Annotated in this window: 16 protein-coding genes; 2 read left to right on the top strand and 14 right to left on the bottom strand. The window is 46.8% G+C overall.

Annotation, left to right across the window (positions count from 1 at the left end; translation table 11 throughout):
* Positions 1-648 (bottom strand): adenylate kinase, encoded by a 648-nt coding sequence (gene adk, locus O9X78_RS09360; protein WP_269619379.1) that lies wholly within the window; start codon positions 646-648, stop codon positions 1-3.
* 435 nt (positions 649-1,083) lie between these two features.
* Between adk and O9X78_RS09355 the strand changes: the two genes are divergently transcribed.
* Positions 1,084-1,419 carry a type 1 pili tip component gene (locus O9X78_RS09355; RefSeq protein WP_269619378.1) on the top strand — a complete coding sequence of 112 codons (336 nt, stop codon included), beginning with the start codon at positions 1,084-1,086 and terminating at the stop codon, positions 1,417-1,419.
* Positions 1,420-1,443: 24 nt separating this feature from the next.
* Here the strand turns inward: O9X78_RS09355 and mazG are convergent, their stop codons facing one another.
* The 3 genes from mazG to cysM are packed head-to-tail and all read right to left on the bottom strand — an operon-like array spanning position 1,444 to position 5,450.
* Entirely contained in the window at positions 1,444-2,253 is an 810-nt protein-coding gene (gene mazG / locus O9X78_RS09350) for a nucleoside triphosphate pyrophosphohydrolase (RefSeq protein ID WP_269619377.1), read from the bottom strand.
* Between the two features lie 2 nt (positions 2,254-2,255).
* Positions 2,256-4,493, bottom strand: coding sequence for a GTP diphosphokinase (gene relA / locus O9X78_RS09345; protein WP_269619376.1), 2,238 nt, complete (start codon positions 4,491-4,493; stop codon positions 2,256-2,258).
* A gap of 51 nt (positions 4,494-4,544) precedes the next feature.
* Entirely contained in the window at positions 4,545-5,450 is a 906-nt protein-coding gene (gene cysM / locus O9X78_RS09340) for a cysteine synthase CysM (protein WP_269619375.1), read from the bottom strand.
* Positions 5,451-5,624: 174 nt separating this feature from the next.
* On the opposite strand from cysM, the gene O9X78_RS09335 reads away from it, so the two are divergent.
* Entirely contained in the window at positions 5,625-8,273 is a 2,649-nt protein-coding gene (locus O9X78_RS09335) for an ATP-binding protein (protein ID WP_269619374.1), read from the top strand.
* 64 nt (positions 8,274-8,337) lie between these two features.
* Here O9X78_RS09335 and recO read toward each other — a convergent pair whose 3' ends face one another.
* The 10 genes from recO to rpoE all read right to left on the bottom strand — a co-directional run bounded on the left by recO (position 8,338) and on the right by rpoE (position 16,600).
* A complete protein-coding gene (recO, locus tag O9X78_RS09330) occupies positions 8,338-9,072 on the bottom strand; it encodes a DNA repair protein RecO (protein ID WP_269619373.1) in 735 nt (244 codons plus the stop codon).
* A gap of 2 nt (positions 9,073-9,074) precedes the next feature.
* A complete protein-coding gene (era, locus tag O9X78_RS09325) occupies positions 9,075-9,995 on the bottom strand; it encodes a GTPase Era (RefSeq protein ID WP_269619372.1) in 921 nt (306 codons plus the stop codon).
* A complete protein-coding gene (rnc, locus tag O9X78_RS09320) occupies positions 9,992-10,669 on the bottom strand; it encodes a ribonuclease III (RefSeq protein WP_269619371.1) in 678 nt (225 codons plus the stop codon). Before rnc ends, era begins: the two co-directional genes overlap by 4 nt.
* A gap of 2 nt (positions 10,670-10,671) precedes the next feature.
* The gene (locus O9X78_RS09315) at positions 10,672-11,043 is read right to left on the bottom strand and encodes a DUF4845 domain-containing protein (protein ID WP_269619370.1); all 372 of its coding nucleotides are present in this window, start codon (positions 11,041-11,043) and stop codon (positions 10,672-10,674) included.
* 15 nt (positions 11,044-11,058) lie between these two features.
* Complete coding sequence (gene lepB, locus O9X78_RS09310) at positions 11,059-12,114, bottom strand: signal peptidase I (protein ID WP_269619369.1); 1,056 nt, start codon at positions 12,112-12,114, stop codon at positions 11,059-11,061.
* A 15-nt stretch (positions 12,115-12,129) separates the two neighbouring features.
* Positions 12,130-13,929, bottom strand: a complete 1,800-nt coding sequence (gene lepA, locus O9X78_RS09305; protein WP_269619368.1) for a translation elongation factor 4 — start codon at positions 13,927-13,929, stop codon at positions 12,130-12,132.
* A gap of 89 nt (positions 13,930-14,018) precedes the next feature.
* A complete protein-coding gene (locus O9X78_RS09300; protein WP_269619367.1) occupies positions 14,019-14,510 on the bottom strand; it encodes a SoxR reducing system RseC family protein in 492 nt (163 codons plus the stop codon).
* Positions 14,510-15,424 (bottom strand): MucB/RseB C-terminal domain-containing protein, encoded by a 915-nt coding sequence (locus tag O9X78_RS09295; RefSeq protein ID WP_269619366.1) that lies wholly within the window; start codon positions 15,422-15,424, stop codon positions 14,510-14,512. Before O9X78_RS09295 ends, O9X78_RS09300 begins: the two co-directional genes overlap by 1 nt.
* A 1-nt stretch (position 15,425) precedes the next feature.
* Positions 15,426-16,007: a sigma-E factor negative regulatory protein gene (locus O9X78_RS09290; RefSeq protein ID WP_269619365.1), complete on the bottom strand. Its 582-nt coding sequence runs from the start codon at positions 16,005-16,007 to the stop codon at positions 15,426-15,428.
* A complete protein-coding gene (rpoE, locus tag O9X78_RS09285; protein ID WP_269619364.1) occupies positions 16,004-16,600 on the bottom strand; it encodes an RNA polymerase sigma factor RpoE in 597 nt (198 codons plus the stop codon). The genes O9X78_RS09290 and rpoE overlap by 4 nt, the downstream gene beginning before the upstream one ends.
* Positions 16,601-16,787: the final 187 nt, after the last annotated feature.

The raw sequence follows: 16,787 nt of genomic DNA, 5'->3' as shown, positions 1-16,787 counted from the left end.
TTAGGCGTCTAGCGCGGCAAGTACTCGCTGTGTAATCTCAGTGACGGATCCGACACCTTCAACACGTGAATACTTCGGGGCGTGGTCGCCCGTTAAGCTACTATAAAAAGACACTAGGGGTTTAGTTTGCTCGTGATAGACCTTAAGACGATTGCGAACAGTGTCTTCTTGGTCATCTTCGCGCTGAATGAGTGCCTCACCCGTTATATCATCAACCCCGTCCTGCTTTGGCGGATTGTAGACAACATGGTAGGTCCGTCCAGAGCCCTCATGACTACGACGACCACTCATCCGAGTAACGATTTCCTCATCTGCGACGGCTATTTCGACTACGTTGTCGATAATAACACCGGCGGAAATCAAGGCTTCGGCCTGAGGAATCGTGCGCGGAAAACCGTCAAACAAAAAGCCGTTTTTACAATCGTCTTCTGTAATACGTTCCTTTACGAGCCCAATGATCGTTTCGTCCGACACCAAACCGCCTGATGCCATAACTTCCTTAACTTGCAAACCAAGGGGAGACCCTGCTTTGACAGCAGCGCGCAACATATCCCCCGTGGAGATTTGCGGAATAGCGAATTTTTCAGAGATAAACTGAGCCTGAGTGCCTTTACCTGCCCCAGGAGGCCCTAACAATATAACGCGCATAGCGGGAAACTCCCCAAAAAGTTACAAAACCATAGCCTGCAGCGTAGGGGCCGCTGCAGCAAAAGCGCACAACGATACACAGCAATGGCTCGCCATACAAGACTTAGCGCCCCACTAACCACTACAGATAGCTGTCCTTCAAGAAAATAAACACTAACTAGCGTAGCGAGAACCGCAATTGCTGTGCAAAATCAGAAAAACGCCGCCAGCTCGCTCACCGTCCTAAAAGCCTAAACGCTAACCATACAATATAAAGCAAAGGCATTACATTGTACTAAGCGCGCAAGTTGACCAATACCTAGGTCTAAAATGGTTCAATTGTAATCCAAGACACTATTTACATCGATAAAGCTAGTAAATGCATTACTCGGCTAGGTATTATTTCTCCGTAGACGTCTATTTTCTCAGATGTCTCTGGATGACAGGAACCTTGTTATGAACGTACGAGAATTGTTATCAATATGGGAAGATACCGCTGGCGGCACACTTACTGCCGATAGTTACAACGTAAAACTGCCCATCAAAGACGCTGCTAGGCTCAATGCGCTGGCTGAGTTATATCCCCGACGCAATATTGAGGAGCTCATCACTGATTTGTTGACTGCCGCGCTCGACGAGATGGAAAGTGTAATGCCATATTGTCAGGGTTCAAAGATTGTGGCGAGAGATGAGCAAGGTGATCCCGTTTATGAGGATATCGGTCCAACGCCGAAATACTTGTCCTTAACTGAAAAACACCTGAACCGCTACAAGCGACAGGACAATCACTAAGACTATGCTAGGGGCTTAACGACCTTAAAGCCCCGCCGCTTTAGCTTCGTTCCAAAACAGATCTAACTGAGGCTCTGCAGTCCCATCATCCCCCGAAATATCCATTTCCTTGCAGCGCTGCTCTACAAAACGAAAACGCCGTTCAAATTTTCTGCACGCATTTCGCGTTGTCGTTTCCGCGTCTAAACCGAGATGCCGACTGAGGTTTACTGCGGAAAACAACACGTCGCCCATTTCATCTGCAATGTTAGCCTTTTCGCCCTCCGCGATGGCCTCCTCTAGCTCATCAAGCTCGTCTCTAAGGGCTGTAATAACCTTGGCAAGTTCACTCCAATCAAAACCGATTTGGGATGCGCGTTTTTGTAGTTTCATCGCCCGTGTTAGCGCAGGCAATGCCTGAGGCACGTCGTCTAAAACGCTAAACTGCGATTTCTGTTGGCGCTCGCCCTGCTTAATTTCTTCCCAGCGCGCTTTAATTGCCGCGTCATTTGGTGCCTGACTATCGCGACGCGAATCTAATGTGCCAGCTGGAAAGACATGTGGATGACGACGTAGCAACTTTGCAACAATGTCATTTACCACATTGGCAAAGTTAAAATGTCCTTGCTCGGATGCCAGTTGACTATAAAAAATCACTTGGAATAACACGTCGCCAAGCTCCTGCTGGATTTGGGGAGTATCACCAAGTTCAATGGCATCAACTAGTTCATACACTTCTTCAAGCGTATGCGGAATAACGGTTACAGATGTTTGCTTCAAATCCCAAGGGCAACCCGTTTCCGGGTCGCGCAGCCTCGCCATCAAATATAGCAGATCATCTATGGTGTAACTCACCCTCAATTCTCCCGAATGCGCTTTACACCAATAACATTTGGCAATCCGTTAAGACGACTCAGGACATCTGACAAGGTGGCAAGATCTCGAATTTCCAAGCGGATTTTCATCGTCGCCATATGATTGGCGGTATCAGTAATGGTATTCAAAGACACGACGTTTACCTTTTCCGTGGCAAGCTGTTGTGTGATATCTCGCAGTAAGCCTTGGCGATCATAGGCTTCCAATTCGATATCAACAGGATACGTGTCAATTTGCGCATCAGCCCAGTCAACTGTAATTATCCGCTGCGGCTCTACGCTCTGTAGCTGCAATAATTTATTACAATCCTGCCGATGAACACTGACGCCGCGGCCAACGGTAATGTAGCCAGCAATCGCTTCACCAGGTAACGGTTTGCAGCATCGGGCAAAATAGGTCATCAGATTACCAACGCCGCTAATCCTAACCTGACTACCATCATTACTCTTCGTACTTGCTGGCCGCAAGCGGAGTATAGATTGGGCGTTCTCGTCCTCACGTCCGGCTAGATTATAGGCCGCACGAATCAGCTGAGACATACTGATCTCACCCGCGCCCACAGATGCATACATATCATCGACACTTGCACAGTGCATCTGATCGGCAAGATATTTAAAGTCGATACTATTCAATGCCAGACGCTTAAATTCCTTATCGAGCAATGCCCGTCCGGCAATGATATTGTCTTCTTTTGCTTGCTGTCTAAACCAGTGCTGAACTTTAGTTCGAGCTCTAGAGGTCTTTAAATAACCAAGATTACTTTGCAACCAATCCCTTCGCGGTTCACTTTCTTTGCCGGTAAGAATTTCAACTCGCTCACCTGTTTTCAAGGTATACGTTAACGGCACAATCCGACCATTAACTTTTGCACCTCGGCATCGGTTACCGACTTCTGTATGAATATGGTAAGCAAAATCTAAGGGCGTCGCGCCGTTTTGCAGAGTGACCACATGACCTTCTGGGGTAAATACATAAACCCGATCTTGCGTGCTGGTAAATTGCTCAGCAACATCACTATTACTACCACTTTCTTCATGCCAATCTAAAACTTGACGCAACCACGCGATTTTTTCGTCGTAGCTATTGGTAGTTTTAGCGCTGCGGTCAGTTCCTTTGTACATCCAATGAGAGCAAACGCCGAACTCAGCTTCATCATGCATGGAACGGGTACGAATTTGTATTTCCAACACTTTGCCGCCGGGCCCAATCACCGCTGTATGCAGCGAGCGATAGCCATTCTCTTTAGGGTTGGCAATGTAGTCATCAAACTCATTGGGAATGTTGCGCCATAGACCATGAACCAAGCCTAGGGCGGCATAACAGGATTTTGCGTCAGGCACCAAAATCCGCACAGCGCGGATATCATAGACCTGAGAAAAGCCGATGCCCTTACGCTGCATTTTTCGCCAAATACTATAGATATGTTTTGCGCGACCGGCGATATCGGCTTGTATATTGTCGGCTTTTAGGGCCTTGTCGAGAATATCTATCGCATCCTCTATATAGTGCTGACGATCCAGCCGTTTTTCATCCAGCAGCTTGGCAATTTTTTTATACGCTAGCGGCTGTAAATACCGGAAAGAAAGATCTTCAAGCTCCCATTTGATATGACCAATACCTAGGCGATGGGCAAGTGGCGCATAGATATCTGCAACTTCTCGGGCAACCCGATAGCGTTTATCAGGTTTATTCTTCACAGCCCGAATGGCCGACGTTCTCTCTGCCAGCTTAATCAGTGCTACGCGCACATCATCAACTAGAGCAACAAGCATTTTCCTAATCGTTTCACTCTGCGCTTCAGACTGCCCCAACACTGGCATATCTAACTCAGCATTAACTCGCGAAATCGCGGCCATGCCCAGCACACCGTCAACCAACTTAGCCACTGATCGACCAAACTCTTTCTCAAGATCAGTAATCGAGAGTCGATTCTCCCGAACCGCGCGGAATAAGGTCGCAGCAATGAGGCTGTCTTGATCAAGATGAAGATCCGCTAATATCTCGACCATTTCTAACGCGGTGTAAAAGCTGCTTAGCCCTTCGTCTGTATGGCCGCTGGGCTGGGCAGGTAACGCGGCACAGCGCTCGGCCAATTCAAACGCGCGCTGTAATTCATCCGTTTGAATGACCTGCGTGTCCATAGGCAGTCGCGCTATCCACGCAGCAATATCGACACTGCCATTGTCCAATCGCGGAAAGTCTTCCCTTACTTTAACCATCGCACCCTGCTCTTTGCACTAGCCATCCCGGTCATATCCATCCCGCTTAAGTCAATTTGTTAATGCCGCATCAAAGACGCCGGTAGACAAATATCGATCGCCCCGGTCACAGACAATGGCGACAATGACTGCATTTTCAACAGTCTCGCTAATGCGAAGTGCGCCAGCGACAGCACCGCCCGAAGAAACCCCGCAAAAAATCCCCTCTTCAGCAGCCATCGCACGCATTGTTGTCTCCGCGCTGTGTTGATCCATATCAATCACGCGATCAACCTTGATGGCATCGTAAATACTCGGCAAATATGCTTCAGGCCAACGCCTAATTCCAGGGATGCTCGAACAACCGTCTGGCTGTAAACCAATTATTTCAATATTAGGATTTTGTTCTTTTAAATACCTAGACACGCCCATGATCGTACCAGTAGTGCCCATTGAGCTGACAAAGTGGGTAATTCGCCCGTTGGTTTGACGCCAAATTTCCGGGCCGGTTCCCTCGTAATGTGATTGTGGATTATCTGTATTTGAAAACTGGTCAAGCACCTTGCCTTTGCCATCTGCTTGCATCGCCAATGCCAAGTCACGCGCCCCTTCCATGCCGGACTCTTTTGATACCTCCACCAGCTCCGCGCCGTAGGCTGCCATGGCTAGCTTGCGCTCCGCACTCATATGGCTGGGCATAATTAAGATCATTTTATAGCCCTTGATGGCGGCCGCCATTGCCAGCGCAATACCGGTATTACCGCTAGTCGCCTCTATTAAAGTATCACCGGGGATAATATCGCCGCGCTGTTCAGCCCGCACTATCATGCTCATAGCGGGCCTGTCCTTCACTGATCCGGCAGGATTATTACCCTCTAGTTTGACTAGAATCGAGTTACTTGAGTCACCCCCAAGGCGCTGCAATCGCACCAAAGGCGTGTTGCCAATAAACTGATCAATCGTCGGAAATTCACTCATAAATCCAGCCTGAACCTTATATTTGTTTATCGCTCAGCCATTTTAACACCGCTTACCACCTAAATGGCCTAGCTAAATTGATTAATGCTTCCACACTAGGCGCGCCCTAATGGCAGCGAGCGCTATTTTCGGTCATGATAATACCACCGCAACACTAGAAGGCTCCATCAACCAATGCGTGCGCGATTGGGAATAAGAAAGTTGATTTTGGTTATGGGTCTGCTGCCCATACTCGCTCTGTCTCTGGCACTCAGTGCCTATCTGATGTTCAGCCAAATCAGTGAGCTGCGCAAGCTCATGACCGAGCGTGCAAAGACCTCCAGCGAACAACTCGCGATTCTGACCGAAGATGTACTCGCAAACGGTCATGCCGACACGCTGGCACGCATCACTACCACAGCACTCGAAGAAACAGCGGTAAAAGCCATCGCAATCTATTCCGCAGACATGCAACTTATTGCCCAAGCGGGACCAAAATCCAATTTATCAGCGAACATGATGTCGCCAGGCCAACAAAATGCAACGTTCGAAACACTGGACGATGGCCTGTTAATACTTCAACCCGTATTGGCGTCACCCGGAGACTCGCAAATAGCATCGTCCATTGTCGGCTGGGTCGCCATGCAATTCGACTGGCGTCATTTAAAAACACACCAATATCAAACCTTGTTGGTCGGAACCATATTTTTAGTTATCGCCTTAATTCTCTGTATCAGTCTAACGAGCTATATCAACCAATCTCTGGCTGCAGACCTTGCATCGCTGCGTCAAACTATTCGGAAAATGGTAACTGGCGCGCGTAACTTCCACGCGCATATTCCTGAAAATGACGAATTCAATGAGATTGCAGACGAGCTAAATCAACTCAACAATGCGCATCAAAAAGAGCTACAAGAACTACAACGGAGTATTGAGCAAACGAATATCGATCTTCGTGAAACCTTAGAAACAGTAGAAGTACAAAATATTGAATTGGACTTGGCACGACGTGAAGCCCTCAATGCCAGCCGTATCAAGTCCGAATTTTTAGCCAATACTAGCCATGAAATCCGTACACCACTGAGCGGCATCATAGGCTTTAGTAAAATTCTATTGAAATCAGAACTAGAAATAAGTCAGCGTGAAGCCATTGAAACAATCCATAATTCTGCAAATAGTCTACTGACTATTATCAACGATATTCTGGATTTTTCTAAGTTGGAAGCTGGCAAACTGGTCTTAGATAGTGCGCCGGTAAATCTGCGCGAAGTGGTGGAAGATACTCTGCAACTTTTAGCACCAAGTGCAAATGAAAAAGCACTAGAGCTGGTCTTAATCATTGAGCCAGGAACACCAGAAACAGTACTAGCAGATGGCCTGCGCTTAAGACAAATTCTTACCAACCTAATCAACAATGCCATAAAATTCACCCCCAGCGGCCATATAAAAGTGGTGATATCTAGTAGCTATACCGGTGACCAAGAAGCCAAAATAACCGTTCAAATAAGCGATACAGGAATCGGTTTATCTAAAGAACAGCAACAGGGAATATTCAAGGATTTTAGCCAAGCTGATGCCTCTATTACTCGCCAATACGGCGGCACAGGACTCGGGCTCGTCATTGTCAAAGGCCTTATTGAACAAATGGGCGGGGAAATTGGTATTGTGAGTGAGCCCGGCCAAGGCGCTACATTTTGGTTTACCCTTAGCTTACCGGCTACTAGCAATACGATAAAACTTCGTGATTTTAATGTTTTAAATGGAAAAACCGTCGCATTATATGACAGCAGTGAACTCCACTCGCAGGCCATAACATCACTATTCATATCTTGGGGACTCGAGGTAAGTCGCTGTGACAAAATAAGTGATCTGAGCAAAGCTGATTACTGCGTGATTTGCACGGATAGTAATTCAGATACCCGCAATTTGCTTAGCGAGCTAAATCAACCTGCGGTTATTATTACGCCTTACTCAGAGCCGCATGATGAAAATGCTGACCGAATTTATCTCAGCAAACCATTTTCGCACATCAAATTATTCGACGCTTTATACAAAGGTCTAAAACATAACTCGCAGACATTCCCACAGGCCGTCAATTTTCCAAACACCCATATTTTAGCAGTAGATGACAATCCCTCGAATCTACATATTTTAGGCAGCTTTTTGTCCGACATGGCAATACAAATACACTATGCGCAAAACGGTGCAGAGGCACTACAACAATGTCGCGAGAAGCATTTCGATCTTATTTTTATGGACATACAAATGCCACAGATGGACGGCATTGAAACCAGCAAACATATCCGCGACAGCGGTTTGAACAAAAATACGCCCATTATCGCGCTGTCCGCGTATTTATCACCGGAAAACCCAACACAACTGCGAGATGCAGGTATTAATGACTATTTCAGCAAGCCAATTTCTGAAAGACAACTCGCCACACTCCTTAGTAAACACCTCAAACCAAAAGCCGAGCCCAATAATAGTCTCGGCCCGTTACGGCCAGTTGATATTAGCGAATGTTTAAAATTGACGAAAAACAGACCTCAACTCGCGACTGATATGCTAAACATGCTTTTAGAGGCATTACCGAATCAAAAACAAGACTTATACAATGCATGGGAACAAGATGATTTAAACGAAGTTAGCACAATCACCCACACACTTAAGGGAGCCTGCTGCTATACGGGAACACCCATCCTTAAACAGCGGGTCATAGAACTAGAGCTGAAATTAGAAAACGCCAGTCCCTGCCAAACCGAATTCTCTGCATTAATAAACGCGATTGACGGTTTACTGGCGTGGCGCGACGAACATGACCTTTCAATCGTGTTTGACCTATAAATACTTAATTTTCAGCAGTCGTAAAATAGGGAGAATATGAAACGAATGTTATCTAGCAATACTATTACTCCCGATGAGTAGCAAACTGCTCGGTAGCAGTTGAGGAAAACAATGATCGACTTCTCAAAGGCTTATCACCCAGCAATGGATTTAATGCCAAACGGGTTATTTTTTTTGCCGCTAGCAAGGCGCCACCGCTATAATCTTCGGCCATCAACTGCAGCAAGTCAGCACCACGAAATATTAATCCAGACGCAGTTTCCGACGTTAAGAAGAGTCCTTCGCTGCTATCAAATCGATAATAGCAATCTTTCTGCACAGGCTCATTATTATGCGCGCAAAACCCGAAATTGACCCCATATCCCAACGATTCCAACAAATTAAACTCGAAACGTCGCAATATCGGTTCAAGGGGCTGATCAATTTCGAGCTGGCTTAGACAATGGGTGTAGTTAAGGAATATATCTGAATGGGGATCGTGACGGTAAAGTAGCCGCTCTAACAGTTCGTTAATATAAAAGCCACAGTACAGCGCTCTACCCATAAGCCTGTAGCTTTGCTGATGTTGTGCATCAAGAAGAGACTTTAACTCGCCTTTACCTTGCCAGCAGACAGACACCAAATTAAACACTTGGAGCGCCGCCCGCCATTGCTGCCGGGAGCGACCAGAACCACGCAGTCCCTTCGCCACACAGGTAAATCGACCGTGTTCTAAACTAAATAAATCAACTAAGGCACTCGAATCGCGATAAGGGCGCAAATGCAATACAAAACACGGTGCGCCATCAACCCGATTCATACTTATTTAAAATCGTTATAGCCAAGACTGCGTAATGCACGCTCATCGTCAGCCCAACCAGACTTCACCTTCACCCACAATCGCAACATGATTTTATTATCGAAGGCAATTTCCATATCCTTACGCGCCTCGGTACCAATTTGCCGTAAGCGACTACCGCCCTCGCCAATAATAATCTTCTTTTGGCCAGCGCGTTCAACGAGTATTAGCGCGCTGATTTCCAATAACCGGGGCGACGCTTTAAACTCTTCAATCTCCACCGTCATAGAATAAGGAATTTCCTCTCCTAGCTGTCGCATAATCTTTTCACGAACTAACTCAGCCGCTAAAAAACGCTCACTCCGATCGGTGATTTGATCTTCGGGATACATATGCACAGTTTCAGGTAAAAATCGTGCGATAACCGCTTCTAACTCTTCTCGATTATGGCCACGCAACGCAGAGACTGGTACGACGTCAGCAAAGCTGTGCTTCGCTTGCAAGGTCTCGATTAGTGGTAATAGCTGTCCCTTATCATCGAGGCGGTCAACTTTGTTTATCACCAGAACAACCGGGCAGTGGGCATTTTTGATATTTCGTAACACTAACTCATCATCATCGGTCCAGCGATCTCTATCCACTACAAACAAGATTAAATCAACGTCTTTCATCGCTGAGCTCGCCGCCCGATTCATATACCGATTCAGAGCCTTCTCTTCTTTTAAATGCAAACCTGGCGTATCTACATAAATAAACTGATTTTCACCTTCGGTTTTTATTCCCAAGACTTGATGGCGCGTTGTTTGAGGTTTACGGGAAGTGATGCTGATTTTTTGCCCTAGAATATGATTCAACAACGTAGATTTACCTACATTGGGACGCCCCACAATCGCAATAAATCCGCAGCGTTGTTTATTCATATCCATGGGTTCTTCAGTACTCATTTGGTATCCTTTAGGGCAATCAGCACCTTTTCTGCGACGGCCTGTTCAGCCTTGCGACGACTTGTCCCAGAGGCTGAAATTTTTGCTTTTAATAATGGCACCGAGCAACTCACTATGAATGTTTGTTGGTGGTCGGCGCCTTCGGTATCGACTAATTGATAATCAGGTAATGGCAGCTTTCGGGCCTGCAAAAACTCTTGCAGACGGGTTTTGGCGTCTTTATGACTCGACTCGGGATTCAGTACCGCAAGACGAGACTCAAACCAAGACAACACCCGTTCTCGGCAAACCTCAAATCCAGCTTCACTATATATAGCGCCAATGAGTGCCTCTACTGCATCAGCGAGTGTTGAGTCTCGTCGATGACCGCCGGTGTTTTTTTCACCGGCACCTAAACGCAAAAACGCGCCCAACTGAAACTCTGTCGCTAATTCAGCCAAAGTTTTACCGCTTACCAGCAAGGCTCGAATGCGACTTAGATCGCCCTCTCGCAATTTAGGGAAGCGGCTGTACAGCGCTTCTGCAATGATCATATTGAGTAAAGAGTCTCCCAAGAACTCGATACGCTCATTGTTATCTGCGCTAAAACTACGGTGGGTGATGGCCATTGTTAACAATGACTCATCCTTAAATTTGTAGCCAATCTTCTGACATAGCTCGTCAGGGTTTTTCAAAATCAACGCCGCGGCACCACATAAATCGCATCGTCAAATCGAACAACCGCATCGATATTAAACATGATAGGGGTTCGCTTCTCATAGCGGGCGTCAATTACAACGCCATCTTTATCGTTGCTAATTTTTATATCGCGTAACGAAATCGCTTCAACACGGTTAGTAATAAATCGGCTAGATAAATCGTGACGAATACCCGCAGGGCTTGGATCACTGCTACGTTCTTCATTGGCCACATCGTTAAGGATTCGAGTTAAGGTCCAGTAATCCACATAGATTGGCATGAGTTTTACTGCGACCGTTGCAAATATGATCACTGTACCTAATACCAAAAGTGCAGGGATCATCCCCATGCCGGCTTGTTTTGCTTTCATCATTTTGTCCTATCGCTAACGTATACGACCAACTCGATTAAAACTTGGTAAATCACTAAAGGAATGCCAGTGCATCCAGATAGCAAAAGCCTGCCCAACTATGTTTTCCTGTGGTACTTGACCCCAAACGCGGCTATCACTGCTGTTATCTCGGTTATCGCCCATCATAAAATAATGACCAGCTTCAACTGTCGTAACAAAATCACCGCGATAAATGCGCTTGTCGTGATGAATCAAATGGTCGACGTTACCCAATTGCTCGCTCAACACTTGTGTAACTGGCTGCAACGGCGGCACTTCGGCCATCAGTGTTTGTTGAATCAAATCACCATTAATGTAGAGCTGCTTATTAATATAGCGAATTTCATCGCCAGGTAAACCTACAACACGTTTAATAAAATAGCGGCTGTCATTCGGCGGAAAGAAAACCATAACATCACCGCGCTTGGGTTCACCGACTTCAAGAATTTTTGTCCCGACGACAGGTAAACGCAGACCGTATTTAAATTTGTTCACTAATATATAGTCGCCAACCTCTAAGCTTGGCACCATCGATGCTGACGGTATCTGAAATGGCTCAATCACAAAAGAGCGCAAGACCAGCACGACTAGCAACACCGGAAAAAACGAACGTGCATTTTCAGCAATAGGTAACATGCCGCCAAATTCGGATTTAAGCGTGTCTTGATCTTGTTTTACAAAGTAGGTAATGAAAACGGCTACCTTACCCGCACTTACATAGGCTTGCCGCGCTTTTTCGAACACAAATCGATCAAGGCCGGCGATAATACCTGCGATGATCGTCAGCACCACTAAGGCTAAGGCAAAATCACCATCTTTGAGTAGCACCACACTGGCAATCCAAACAAACCAGCCGAATACAACCAAGCGATATGTCCATTCAAGCCAACCGGGAACAACCTGCTGGCGAAGCGAGGCGGCGTCGTTGGCAGTACGTTTTTCTGCGCACCAATCTAACGCTTGCTGTATTTGACGACGCCCTTTCACTTCTTGAATAAGCCAAACGACTAGCGAAATCGCCGCGACGACTAAAAGTATCAAATTAACCATGCGGCTATTTATCCTTTAACTATCAATTTTAAGTACTGCTAAAAACGCTGTTTGTGGAATCTCGACATTTCCCACCTGCTTCATGCGCTTTTTACCGGCTTTTTGTTTTTCTAATAATTTACGTTTGCGAGAAACATCGCCGCCGTAGCACTTAGCCGTTACATTTTTACGCAGGGCTTTCACCGTTTGTCTTGCAATAACATGACCACCAATTGCGGCTTGTATTGCCACATCAAACATCTGCCGGGGAATTAATTCCTGCATTTTATCAACTAACAAACGTCCGCGACTTTGCGCTATGTCTCGATGCACGATTAACGCCAGAGCATCTACTCTATCACCGTTAATTAATACGTCCAGTTTGACCAAGTTTGCCGCTTGAAAACGGTCAAAACTATAATCCAAGGATGCAAAACCACGACTAACCGACTTCAATCGGTCAAAAAAGTCTAATACGACCTCGCTCATTGGGATTTCCCAGTTTAGCGAGACTTGTTGACCTAAGAATTGCATGTCTTTTTGAATACCGCGCTTCTCGGCACACAAGCTGATCACATTGCCTAAATGCTCCTGAGGCACCAGAATATTAACTCTCGCAATTGGCTCGCGGGTTTCTTCAACTTCGCCGGGATCTGGCATAGAAGACGGGTTATCAACCATCACCACGTCGCCATTCTTTTTCAGCACTTCATAAATAACTGTCGGTGCCGTAGTAATTAAATCAAGATCGTACTCTCGCTCTAAACGCTCTTGAATAATTTCCATGTGCAGGGTGCCAAGGAAGCCACAACGGAAGCCAAAACCAAGCGCATCAGAACTTTCTGGCTCATAGAACAAAGACGCATCATTCAGCGTTAATTTGCTTAAAGCCACTCGAAAATCTTCATAGTCTTCGGTCGACACCGTAAACAATCCCGCATATACCTGCGGCTTCACTTTTTTAAAGCCCGGTAACGATGCGACTGTTGGCGTTGAGGCATGAGTAAAGGTGTCGCCTACTGGCGCACCATGAATATCTTTAATACCCGCAATAACAAATCCAACCTCGCCAGCACGCAATATACCTGTCGCTGTTTGCTTAGGGGTGAAAATACCAATCGAGTCCACCACTTGGGCCTTACCAAGTGATTTAGTGATTATTTTATCGCCGCGCTTCATTGTGCCGTGTTTAACACGCACCAAAGAAACCACACCTTGGTAATTGTCGAACCAAGAGTCAATAATCAAGGCCTGCAGAGGTGCGTCTGGATCACCCACCGGTGGCGGAATTTTAGCAACCAAATGCTCCAGCGCATCAACAATGCCCATACCCGACTTAGCCGAAACGGCAACGGCCTCACTCGCGTCAACGCCAATGATCTCTTCAATTTCGTGTTTTACTTTATCTGGATCAGCCTGCGGCAAATCCATTTTATTCAAAATAGGCAGTACTTCCAGTCCCTGTTCTATTGCGGTGTAGCAGTTAGCAACCGACTGCGCTTCTACACCCTGAGCCGCATCTACGACCAACAAGGCACCTTCGCAGGCGGCGAGAGAACGAGATACTTCATAGGAAAAGTCGACATGCCCGGGCGTATCAATGAAGTTGAGCTGATAGGTCTTACCATCCAGCGCGGTGTAATTAAGCGTGACCGATTGGGCTTTAATCGTGATACCGCGCTCACGCTCGATATCCATAGAATCAAGCACCTGAGCTGACATTTCACGCTCAGTCAAACCACCGCAGGTTTGGATAAAACGATCAGCTAAAGTAGATTTGCCATGGTCAATATGGGCAATAATTGAGAAATTGCGAATTAAATCGAGACTAGACACGCTCGGCTTATACCTCAGAGAAACAAAAATGATGAAATTTCAGAGGCGCGATTGTATCGCAAAGCCACAGCTCTAGGCTATGAATAGACTCACTCAGAGTATGGTGTAGCGGTAATTGCAACGGAATTAATCAAAGCATGGCCACATTTTGCAACAACGGTGGCCTGAAAGGACGGTTTGTTCTGAATATACGTAGCGTGTAGACGAACTAAGGCCATTCCTACAACAAAACCCAATAATGCACCCGTGGCTGCAGCTATATCACCAGCTGCGTATTGTGAGCCAAGAGCCATCCCTGCAATCATGGTTATCAAAGGGAGCAGATACACCATCATTGCACCCGCAATGAGCGCGCGCTCTGGAATACTTATTTCAACTTCATCATTTAATTCGAAGTTATGGGCAGACTGGGAGCCCAGCAACACCCTAAGTTGATTCCGACGACCATCAGTCGCCTTATTCATCAAACCCTGACCGCAACCCTTTTGTGCCGCACAGGTGCCGCAGGTACTGCGACGAATTGTCTCTACCCAGAGGGCCTTATCTTCAATACCGACAACGCGCCCAGTTTCAGTAATCATTATTGATCCCAACTCAAGGATTTTGCCACTTGCTTGGCTGTTAACATCGGCACTTCACCAACTACCGTTGCAAACATACCGTTTTCCGGAAACGCAACCGTATAACTAACTGAAGCGCCACGACGCATGCCACCCTCAGCAACGGACACTGCCCCTGCTTCCGATTTAAGCAACGGTTCAACGAATATCGACATCACCGCCAAACCGTCTGTGTAGGTCATCGAGACACTGCCATCGTCGCTGTCTTTCAGCTGCGTAAAGCCAGCGGGGATCCAGTTTGGCCGCCACACTCGCATTTGTATCGGAGAAGAATTATCAGTTTCTATATCTTTATGCTGGACTTCAATAGCCCCTTCAACAGCCAGCTCGTCATCAGGGATATTCAAGTCCAACATCACGTACTGAAAACGCTCTAATACTTTGCCCTGCTGATTGACAATATCTGAACGCAGTAATAAACCAGTTTCATTGTCTAGAGATAACTTATAACCCAAACGATAGACATCGCGGGGCTTAATCGACAAAGTAACTACATCGCGACCAGCAACGCGATCTTCACCGCCTACATCTATATCGTAGTAGCGATAAAACCCCTGCTCTTCATCCGTTCCGAAAAGCTGTATTAGCTGTGGCCCAGGGTGAACGCAATTGACGTCATGGCCGTGGTGAACTAAATCTTGATGATCGCCATCGAGGGATTGAAGGGCTTCGAACTCTTTACCATCATGGACTGTATGGGTGATGCGATAACTACTGAGTTGATCACCCAATTGATAGGTAACAATAGCGCGATAATTTAGCTCGCGGTGACTATGTGTCATCTTGCTGAGCAGCTCGCTACCTGACTCAACACTCAGTACAGGGCTACTGCACAACACCGCGGCCAAGGCCGTACAGGCAAGCCGAAAGATCACGCTATTCGGACTCCTGAGATACTACGCGGGCATAAGACACCATGCCCTGCCCATTATTAAACGCTGCCCGGTCGGTATGCTTGCGCAAATACGCCTCAAAACGCTTACGCGCCTCTGCATCATCATTCAGTAATGGACCTGCTGGTGACGCCTGTGCCTGCGCACTAACGGCTACGCCGCCAACTGCGGAAGATGACGCCTGCGCTGGATAAACTCGGCCACTCACACCGTTGTTATCAGCCACCATTTGACTAGAGCCGCTGAACATATTACTGCCCAGCGAACCGATAACCACCACTGCTGCGACACTAGCGGCGATAGCAAGGCCTGACACGGCTTGTTTCCAGCCCGTTCCAGCACTGTTTGCCAACTCCTCGTCGGCGATCTCCGCCATTACCCGCGACGAAATATCCCAACCTATAAACGGGTTGGCCTCGTTTTTGAGTACGGATTGCGAGCGGTGTAAATCAGCCCATTCGGTACGGATAGCCTCTTGGTCAGCACTGAGAATACGCCTCAGTTCCAACTCAGTGGCTTCGCCATCCATCAATGCTGATAGGGATTCTCTGACGGTATCGTTCATACTTCCACCTCTTCGCCACTTATCTGGGCTTTAACTCGCAGATCGACTGCTTCTCGGGCGCGAAAAATACGCGACCGAACCGTACCGACCGGACAATCCATTACCGATGCAATATCTTCATAACTCAAACCATCAAACTCTCGCAGGCTAAGCGCCGAACGAAGATCTTCTGGCAGAGACTTTATCGCGTCCTGTACTACTTTTTTAAGCTCTTCACCGTAAAGATGATTTTCCGGTGTTTCAATATCCTTTAGACCAGAGGGGCCCTGAAAATACTCCGCATCCGCAACATCAACATCAACGCCTGGTGGACGACGATTCCGGGCAACCAGATAATTTTTTGCGGTATTAATCGCAATCCGGTAAAGCCACGTATAAAAAGCGCTATCACCTCGAAATTTAGGCAAGGCACGATAGGCTTTTACAAATGCCTCCTGCGCCACATCCTGAATTTCGTCGTTATCCTTCACATACCGTGAAATCAAGCCAAAAATCTTGTGCTGGTATTTTAAAACGAGCAAGTCAAATGCACGCTTATCGCCTTTTTGTACCCGCTCAACCAGCTGCTGGTCCGTCTGCTTAGGCTCGGCCATATTGCCTCACCACAAGCCTTTCGGCAGCATCTGTGGAGTAGACCACCGGTGCTAAAAGAAGTTCTATCATCGTATCCCTTTTGAGCATCTACTTCGCTTTGTGCGACAGCAATGCAGGCAAATATTGGTAAGGCGACTTTCTAACAGTATACTTTGCGCCACTTCACATCCCGAGCAGCATATTATA

The organism is Zhongshania aquatica, assembly GCF_027257955.1.
Classification (GTDB): Bacteria; Pseudomonadota; Gammaproteobacteria; order Pseudomonadales; family Spongiibacteraceae; genus Spongiibacter; species Spongiibacter aquatica.
The sequence above is the reverse complement of the archived record's forward strand: the minus strand, read 5'-3'. Positions and strand labels throughout refer to the sequence as shown.